Source organism: Streptomyces sp. NPDC002476 (assembly GCF_042889785.1).
Lineage (GTDB): Bacteria > Actinomycetota > Actinomycetes > Streptomycetales > Streptomycetaceae > Streptomyces.
The window spans coordinates 169,119-176,157 of record NZ_JBIARH010000016.1 but is presented as its reverse complement, the minus strand read 5'-3'; the positions used below and the strand labels follow the sequence as shown (position 1 = coordinate 176,157).

At 73.0% G+C, this 7,039-nt stretch carries 8 protein-coding genes and 1 rRNA gene; 7 read left to right on the top strand and 2 right to left on the bottom strand.

Features of this window, described 5'->3' with window-relative positions; genetic code table 11:
- The 3 genes from rrf to ACFYXM_RS20255 all read left to right on the top strand — a co-directional run.
- Positions 1–94, top strand: a 5S ribosomal RNA gene (gene rrf / locus ACFYXM_RS20265); the annotation flags it as partial.
- Between the two features lie 253 nt (positions 95–347).
- A complete protein-coding gene (locus ACFYXM_RS20260; protein WP_389291056.1) occupies positions 348–1,130 on the top strand; it encodes a hypothetical protein in 783 nt (260 codons plus the stop codon).
- A complete protein-coding gene (locus tag ACFYXM_RS20255) occupies positions 1,130–1,858 on the top strand; it encodes a hypothetical protein (protein WP_389291055.1) in 729 nt (242 codons plus the stop codon). Before ACFYXM_RS20260 ends, ACFYXM_RS20255 begins: the two co-directional genes overlap by 1 nt.
- Positions 1,859–1,914: 56 nt before the next feature.
- Here the strand turns inward: ACFYXM_RS20255 and ACFYXM_RS20250 are convergent, their stop codons facing one another.
- Complete coding sequence (locus ACFYXM_RS20250) at positions 1,915–3,195, bottom strand: DUF1015 domain-containing protein (protein ID WP_389291053.1); 1,281 nt, start codon at positions 3,193–3,195, stop codon at positions 1,915–1,917.
- Between the two features lie 71 nt (positions 3,196–3,266).
- On the opposite strand from ACFYXM_RS20250, the gene ACFYXM_RS20245 reads away from it, so the two are divergent.
- On the top strand, positions 3,267–4,298 hold the full coding sequence (locus tag ACFYXM_RS20245) for an HAD hydrolase-like protein (protein WP_389291052.1): 1,032 nt from the start codon (positions 3,267–3,269) through the stop codon (positions 4,296–4,298).
- A gap of 123 nt (positions 4,299–4,421) precedes the next feature.
- Here ACFYXM_RS20245 and ACFYXM_RS20240 read toward each other — a convergent pair whose 3' ends face one another.
- Complete coding sequence (locus ACFYXM_RS20240) at positions 4,422–4,769, bottom strand: SCP2 sterol-binding domain-containing protein (RefSeq protein WP_389291050.1); 348 nt, start codon at positions 4,767–4,769, stop codon at positions 4,422–4,424.
- 43 nt (positions 4,770–4,812) lie between these two features.
- On the opposite strand from ACFYXM_RS20240, the gene ACFYXM_RS20235 reads away from it, so the two are divergent.
- Genes ACFYXM_RS20235 through ACFYXM_RS20225 form a run of 3 tightly spaced genes read left to right on the top strand, consistent with a single transcriptional unit; the run spans position 4,813 to position 6,900 of the window.
- Positions 4,813–5,175: a hypothetical protein gene (locus ACFYXM_RS20235; RefSeq protein WP_389291048.1), complete on the top strand. Its 363-nt coding sequence runs from the start codon at positions 4,813–4,815 to the stop codon at positions 5,173–5,175.
- Between the two features lie 7 nt (positions 5,176–5,182).
- Positions 5,183–5,998, top strand: a complete 816-nt coding sequence (locus tag ACFYXM_RS20230; protein WP_073791583.1) for a TlyA family RNA methyltransferase — start codon at positions 5,183–5,185, stop codon at positions 5,996–5,998.
- Positions 5,995–6,900 carry an NAD kinase gene (locus ACFYXM_RS20225; RefSeq protein ID WP_073791584.1) on the top strand — a complete coding sequence of 302 codons (906 nt, stop codon included), beginning with the start codon at positions 5,995–5,997 and terminating at the stop codon, positions 6,898–6,900. Before ACFYXM_RS20230 ends, ACFYXM_RS20225 begins: the two co-directional genes overlap by 4 nt.
- Positions 6,901–7,039: the final 139 nt, after the last annotated feature.

Here is a 7,039-nt window from a genome sequence, read left to right as displayed (position 1 = left end):
AACGCCCGGTTACATTCCGAACCCGGAAGCTAAGCCTTTCAGCGCCGATGGTACTGCAGGGGGGACCCTGTGGGAGAGTAGGTCGCCGCCGAACAATCTTTCAAGGACCCTTGGTCCCAGCGTTCACGCTGGGACCAAGGGTCCTTTTTGTGCTGTAGCGCGCCGGATGACCGACTGCGCGAGAATGTCTTGTAACGCCAGATGAACAGGAGTCACGCCGATGTCCACCAACTCTCCCGACGATCGTTCGGAACGCGAGCCGCGTCGCCGGGACGGTGGCGACCGGGGCGGCTTCGCGGGGCGCCGTGACGACCGCTTCGGCGGCCCGCGCCGCGACAACTCGCGCCGTGACAACGACCGCCGTGACAACGACCGCCGTGACAACGACCGTGGTGGGTTCCGTCGGGATGATCGTCGGGACGACCGCGATCGTGGGTTCCGTCGTGACGATGATCGGCGTGGTGGTGGGTTCCGTCGTGACGACCGTGATCGGGATCGGGATCGTGGGCCGCGTCGGGACGACGACCGCGGTGGGTACCGGGGTCCGCGTCGCGACGACGACCGCGGCGGACGTCAGGGCGGCGGATACCGACGCGACGACAGCCACGGCGGCTCCGGCGGTGGATTCCGTCGGGACGAGGGCCGCCCCGCCGGTGGTGGGTTCCGGGGTCCGCGTCGCGACGACGACCGCGGCGGACGTCAGGGCGGCGGATACGAGCGTGGGGACGACCGGCCTCGCACGCCTCGTCGGGATGATCGTCGGGACGACCGGGACCGTGGGTTCCGTCGTGACGATGATCGGCGCGGTGGTGGGTTCCGTCGTGACGACCGTGATCGGGATCGGGATCGTGGGCCGCGTCGGGACGACGACCGCGGTGGGTACCGGGGTCCGCGTCGCGACGACGACCGCGGCGGACGTCAGGGCGGCGGATACCGACGCGACGACAGCCACGGCGGCGGATACCGCGGGCAGCGCGACGACCGCGGTGGCCGTGGCGGCTACCGGGGGCGCGACGACAGGGGCGGGTACGGACGGCGTGACGACCGTGACCGCGAGCCCGTCAAGCGGCTTCCCATCCCGGAGGACGTCACCGGTGACGAGATCGACAAGGACGTGCGGCAGGAGCTGATGAGCCTGCCGAAGACCCTCGCCGTGGACGTGGCCAGGAACCTCGTGATGGTGGCCCGGCTGATCGACGAGGACCCCGAGCAGGCGTACACGTATTCCAGGGTCGCTCTGCGGCTGGCCTCGAGAGTCGCCGCCGTGCGTGAGGCGGCCGGGTTCGCCGCGTACGCGACGCAGAAGTACTCGGAGGCACTCGCGGAGTTCCGGGCGGCCAGGCGGATGACCGGTTCGGTGGACCTGTGGCCCGTCATGGCCGACTGCGAGCGGGGACTGGGACGTCCTGAGCGGGCGTTGGCCATGGCCGGTGAGCCCGAGGTGCGGAAGCTGGACAAGGCCGGTCAGGTCGAGATGCGTCTGGTGGCGGCCGGGGCCCGCCGTGACTTGGGACAGATCGACGCCGCCATCGTCACGCTGCAGAGTTCCGAACTCGCCTCGAACGCCGTGCACGCGTGGACGCCGCGACTGCGGTACGCGTACGCGGACGCCCTGCTGGCCGCCGGGCGCGAGGACGAGGCGCGCGAGTGGTTCGGCAAGGCGCTGGAGGCTGACAAGGACGGCGTGACGGACGCGTCCGACCGGCTGGCCGAGCTGGACGGAGTCGAGTTCGTGGACGCTCTCGACGGGAACGAGGGCGAACCCGGGAACGAGCGCGCGGACGCCCCGGCGGCGGACGCCGCGTCGGCCGGGCACGAGCGCGACGCCAAGGACGAGGACGGTTCCTCCGAGGCGTGAGACATGGAAGAGGGGCGGCACCCGCAGCAGGTGCCGCCCCTCTCTCATGTCCGGAATCAGTCGTCGAGAGTGAGACTCCGCAGCACCAGCCCGGAGGCCGGCTTGGGGCCGAAGGACGTCGACTTGCGCGGCATGGTCACACCCTGCCGGGCGAGGTCCCGCACCACGTCCTCGCGCACCGGGTGCATCAGGACCGCCGTTCCGACGCGCCGCTCGGCCTGCTCCACCGCCGCCGCCGTGTCGTGGATGTACCCGATGTGCTCCGGGGCGTCCGGGATCCGCCAGACGTGATCCAGCAGGGCCGCGTGCAGGACCGTCGCGTCGAGGGACCGCCAGGCGGCCGGGCGGTCGGCCGGGACCGTGCGGCGCAACAGCGCGGGGTCGGGGCGGTCGACCAGGTGGAAGCCGCCGTCGCCGGCGAGCAGGAAGGCGTTCCCCTCGGCCGCCGCCCCGGCGAGCACGTCCAGGGCGTGTGGCAGCGGGCCCTCGACGTCACGGACGCGGAAGAGACCGGTCAGCGCGGCAAGCGCGTCGGCGACGGGCAGCCGGTGCAGCAGCCGGTGGATGGCGCGGACCCGGAGCGGATAGCGGGCCGTGTCGACGAGCAGGACCAGGCCGAAGTCCCAGGGGCCGGGTGTGGTGTGCTCGCGCTGAAGGCGCAGGTAGGTGGCCCAGCGGTGGTGGCCGTCGGCGATCAGGGCCTGGTGGCGGGCGAGATCCGTCACGATCTCGGCCCGGTCGGCCGGATCGGTGACCGCCCAGAGCCGGTGGCGGAAACCGTCCTCCGTGGTCGTCGCGAGCAGCGGCGGACGGTCGACGGTCCGCTCGACGACACCGGCCGCGCCCGAGGCATCGCCGTTGCCGCGGTACGTGAGCAGCAGCGGTTCCAGATGGGCGGCCGTGGAGCGCATGAGGTCGGCCCGGTCCTCGACGACGTGCGCCATCACGTCCTCGTGCGGCAGCACCACGCCCTCGTCCGGGGAGGAGAGCGCCAGCGCCCCGACGATGCCGCGCTGCAGGATCTCGGCGTTCCGCTGCTCATACACGTACAGGGCGGGCGTGGGGTCGGGGGCGAGTATCCCCTCGGCCAGCCAGTGGTCCAGGGTCTCGGCGGCCTGCTTGTTGCGGGCCGCGGCCGTGTCCGCCTGCGGCAGGATCAGCCGGACGATGTTGTGCGGATCCGCCGACTCCAGGTGATGCAGTCCGTCGGGGCGCACGACGACGTCGTAGGGCGGTGAGGTCACCGCGGCGAGACTGCCGACCCGCTCGGGGACGTAACGCAGTCCGCGGAACGGAACCAGACGCAGTCCCCGGTGGGCCGGGCCTGATGTGTTCATCACTGCATCGTAAGTGCGCGGCCGGGATGCGCGATGATCGGGACAGAAGCCCGTACCGAGGAGCGCAAAGAATGAGTCAGGCGAGCAGGACCAGGCCGAGCGGCAGCGGCACCGCCCTGAGCGAGGCGTACGACACGGCGCTGCTGGACCTCGACGGGGTGGTGTACGCGGGCGGTCGCGCCATCGCGCACGCCGTCGACTCCCTGGGCGCGGCGCGCGACGGCGGGATGCACCTCGCGTACGTGACCAACAACGCGCTGCGGACGCCGGACGCCGTCGCCGCGCACCTGACCGAGCTCGGCATTCCGGCCGGGCCCACCGATGTGATCACCTCCGCGCAGGCGGTTGCCCGGCTGATGGCCGATCAGCTGCCGGCCGGGGCGCGGGTGCTCGTGGTCGGGGGCGAGGGGCTGCGCGTCGCGCTGCGGGAGCGCGGTCTGGTGCCGGTGGAGTCGGCGGACGACGATCCGGCCGCGGTGGCGCAGGGGTACGGCGGGCCCGGCATGACATGGGGGCGGCTCGCGGAGGCGGCGTACGCGATCAGGCGCGGGGTGCCGTGGTTCGCGTCCAACACGGACCTGACGATTCCGAGCGCCCGGGGCATCGCGCCGGGGAACGGGGCGGCGGTGGAGGTCGTACGCATCGCGACCGGGGCCGAGCCGCAGATCGCAGGGAAGCCGCTGCCGCCGATGCACCGGGAGACGGTACTGCGGACCGGGGCCGAGCGGCCGCTGGTCGTCGGGGACCGGCTGGACACGGACATCGAGGGCGCGTTCAACGGCGGTGTGGACTCCCTCCTCGTGCTCACCGGGGTGACGGACGCAGCCCCGCTGCTGGCCGCCGGGCCGGAGCACCGGCCCACCTACGTCGACGCGGACCTGCGGGGGCTGCTGACGGGGCAGCCCGAGGTGACAGGGGCGGGAGACCGGTTCGGCTGCCGCGGCTGGAGCGCCTCGGTGCGCGGCGAGGAACTGGTGCTGGAAGGGGAGGGCGACGACGTGCTCGACGGGCTGCGGGCATTGTGCGGCGCGGCGTGGTCGTACGCCGGGGACGGTTCGTGCGGCCTGGACGCGGGGAAGGCGCTCGCCCGGCTGGGCCTGTAGCGCCGGTGGTGCCCCGGCCGCGCGCAGGCCGGGACGGCAGCGCGGACGGGGTGCCGGCGGGCTCGTCGGCGGAGGGCTGACAGCGGCACGGCCGGTCCGGCCCGGGCCCCGCCCGCAGGGCCGTTACAGCAGCGTCCTGAGCCTCAGCAGATCACGGAAGCCGGCCTCCAGACGGACCCGGCCCGATCCCCACGCCTTCGCGAAGTTCAGCTCGCCGTCCACCATCGCCACGAGATCGTCGCCGTTCATCGCCAGTCGGATCTCGGCCTTCTCGCGAGGTGGTCCGTCCACCGTGCTCAGCACCTGGATCCGGCCATCGGTCAGCCGGCCGACGAAGGTGACGTCGAGGTCCTTGACGTGACAGCTCAGCGAACGGTCCAGAGCGGCCGCGCTGCGCACGTCGCCGTCCGCCCCCGCGAGGTTGTCGGAAAGTCTGTCGAGTGCGCTGCGGCACTCAGCCATGGTCGCCATCGTGACCGACGGTACCGCAGCTCTTCGCGGTAGCGTTTCCCGCATGAGCGACTCGATGCCGGGGCCCGGTGCGGCGGCCGGAACAGTGCCCGCGACAGCGCCGGGGGCTCCTTCCGCCGAAGCGGCGGCGTACCCGGTCGCCGGGGGTGCGTCCCCCGGTGCCGCGCCCCTTCCCGAGCCCGGCGCCCCCGCGCCCCTCGGTATCGCCCGGACCTCCACGGGGGACGCCGGGATCGACGCCTGGCTGGAACGTCTCGCCGATGCCGACCACCTCCCGGCGGAGGGACACGTCCAGGTGTACGAGGATGTACACGAGGGCCTGCGCTCCACGCTGACCGCGCTGGACGCCGGGCCCGCACCCGCACCGGTACCCGCGCCGATGCCCTCGTACGACAACAGGAGCTGAACCGAACGTGGCAGGAGTGGCACGTCGCCGCCTCGACGCCGAACTGGTACGCCGCAAGCTCGCCCGCTCGCGCGAGCACGCGAGCCAGCTGATCGCCGCGGGGCGGGTGACCGTCGGGGGCAACACCGCGACCAAACCCGCCACCCAGGTCGAGACCAGTGCGGCACTCGTCGTGATCAAGGACGACAGCGACCCGGAGTACGTCTCGCGGGGCGGGCACAAGCTCGCGGGCGCACTCGCCGCCTTCGTGCCTCTCGGGCTGGAGGTCGAAGGACGGCGCGCCCTGGACGCCGGCGCGTCGACCGGCGGCTTCACCGATGTCCTGCTGCGGGCCGGCGCCGGTCACGTCGTCGCCGTCGACGTCGGCTACGGGCAGCTCGCCTGGTCGCTCCAGTCCGACGACCGCGTCACCGTCAAGGACCGCACCAACGTGCGGGAGCTGACGCCGGAGGCGATCGACGGGCAGCCCGTGGACCTGGTCGTCGGCGACCTCTCGTTCATCCCGCTGGGGCTGGTCCTGCCCGCCCTGGCGCGCTGCGCCGCCCCCGACGCCGACCTGGTCCTCATGGTCAAGCCGCAGTTCGAGGTCGGAAAGGAACGGCTGGGCAGCGGCGGGGTGGTGCGCAGCCCCGCGCTGCGGGCGGAGGCGGTGCGTGAGGTGGCACGCCGGGCCTGGGAACTGGGCCTCGGGGTGCGGGGGGTGACGGCGAGCCCGTTGCCGGGGCCCTCCGGGAACGTCGAGTACTTTCTGTGGCTGCGGGCCGGAGCACCGGAGCTGGATCCCGCGGATGTCGACCGTGCAGTGGCGGAGGGGCCTCGTTGACGACGAATGCGGCACGAACTGTCTTTCTTCTGGCACACACCGGCCGTCCGGCCGCGATCCGCAGCGCCGAACTGGTCGTACAGGGGCTGCTGCGCAGCGGCCTCGGAGTGCGGGTACTGGCCATCGAAGCGGCGGATCTGCCGCTGCCGCCGTCCGTCGAGACGGTCACGGACGCCACCCCCGGGGCCATGGACGGCTGCGAGCTGCTGATCGTGCTCGGCGGGGACGGGACGTTGCTGCGCGGCGCGGAACTGTCCCGCGCCTCCGGGGTGCCGATGCTCGGCGTCAACCTCGGCCGGGTCGGTTTCCTCGCCGAGGCCGAGCGCGACGACCTGGACAAGGTCGTCGACCGGGTCGTCACCCGGGAGTACCAGGTCGAGGAACGGATGACGCTCGATGTCGTGGTGCGCAGCAACGGCGACGTCGTCCACACCGACTGGGCGCTCAACGAGGCGGCCGTGCAGAAGGTGTCGCCCGAGCGGATGCTGGAGGTCGTCCTGGAGATCGACGGCCGTCCGGTGACCGGGTTCGGCTGCGACGGGATCGTCTGCGCGACCCCGACCGGATCGACCGCCTACGCCTTCTCGGCGGGCGGCCCCGTCGTGTGGCCCGAGGTCGAGGCGCTGCTCATGGTTCCGATCAGCGCCCACGCGCTGTTCGCCAAGCCGCTGGTGACCTCGCCGGACTCGGTGCTCGCCGTCGAGGTCCAGCAGCACGCCCCGCACGGGGTGCTGTGGTGCGACGGACGCCGGACCGTGGCGCTGCCGGCCGGTGCGCGGGTCGAGGTGCAGCGTGGCACGGTGCCCGTACGGCTGGCGCGGCTGCACCACGCCTCGTTCACGGACCGGCTGGTGGCCAAGTTCGCCCTGCCCGTCTCGGGGTGGCGCGGCGCCCCGCAGTGACCGGCCGTTCCCGGGGGCGAGGCGGGCCCGTACCGGCCCGCCGTTCCGGGGCCGCGAGGCGCCCCGTACGCACCGTCGGACGTTCCTCCGGCGGCGGTACCGGACACGCGAGGTGCACACGGGAGAGTGAACCGCGGAG